This is a genomic window from Synechococcus sp. WH 5701 (genome assembly GCF_000153045.1).
In the GTDB taxonomy this organism is placed as follows: domain Bacteria; phylum Cyanobacteriota; class Cyanobacteriia; order PCC-6307; family Cyanobiaceae; genus Regnicoccus_A; species Regnicoccus_A antarcticus.
In genome coordinates this window covers 1-1,122 of the sequence record NZ_AANO01000127.1, presented here as the reverse complement: position 1 = coordinate 1,122, position 1,122 = coordinate 1, and the positions used below count along the sequence as shown (strand labels likewise).

At 56.1% G+C, this 1,122-nt stretch carries 1 pseudogene; it reads right to left on the bottom strand.

Annotated elements, in window-relative coordinates:
* Positions 1–1,122 (bottom strand): annotated as a pseudogene (locus WH5701_RS16415) (DNA helicase RecG); the annotation flags it as partial.

Below are 1,122 nucleotides of genomic sequence, written 5' to 3'. Positions count from 1 at the left end.
ACGAGAGCGCAACGCCTGGCGACGCCTCAACAAGCCCAGTTGCAACAGCAGAAATTCGTCGAAGACCAAACGATGACGACCACGGTCCAGCGTGGTCCGATCCTTCGGAGCATGGAGCGCCTGCAATGCCTCTGAAACCGACAAAAGATCAAACGTCTGCCGTAATGCCTCTGGCAGAGGTTCGGTCCATTGCTCTGTAAGGGGTAACACCTGTTCAATCAGGCCTCTAAATCGATCAGCCCCCACACCCTCTGTGAGGGCGTACACCGGAAGAAGACGTCCAATGCTGGCCGACTTCACTGGCGAGGAGGGGTTCTCAAGAACCTCAATCAATGGATCCTGAAACGACAACCCATAGGCACCATCTTTCACAAGACCACTCACAGCCACGCTGGCTCCAGCTGGATAAAGGCGTTGTTGACCTTTGAGGTATGCCTGTGAACTAAAGCGTTTCCCGGCGAGAAAGCGCGTCACCTTGAGCCGCCCTGTTGGGTCCTGCAGCTGAAGTTCAAGAATGGCGAGGTTGGGATTGCGTGGGCTTACAAAGCCATTACAACGGCGAATCGTGGCCACGATGGTGGCTGTTTCCCCTGCAACCAAGGCCTCAATCCGTCGCATGGACGAGTAATCGACGTGGTCGCGGGGGTAATGACGCAACAGATCTTTCACCAGCAATAAATTGAGTGAGGCCAAGCGACTGGCCAACTTCGGTCCCACCCCTTTAATGCGGGTGATCGGACTCTCAAGATCAAGGCTGGGACGTTCGTTTGGTTGTGGCCCAGAAGCGGTTTGCAGTTTTAAGCGCGGTGGTGCCATCGGAGCCGATGGTTCCAAGCGATGGCGTAACTCGAACAGCCACTGACGGGCATCAGTGACGAGCCGACGACGGGCGACATCTGAGAGCTGCGGATACGCATCAAAGGAGCTGCGCAAACGCTCCATCCGTTCCACAGCGCCACGGGGCATGGGTATCGGGGGAGGCGCCGACAACTGTTGCGATAAAAATTGGTGAAAACGCTGTTGACGTCCCTGGAGATTTTGAAAACCGCGATCCACCTCCAAACCCAACGACTGCTGCAGTGGACGCAACCAGTCGAGGAACAGCGCTAGCTGAGCGCTTGT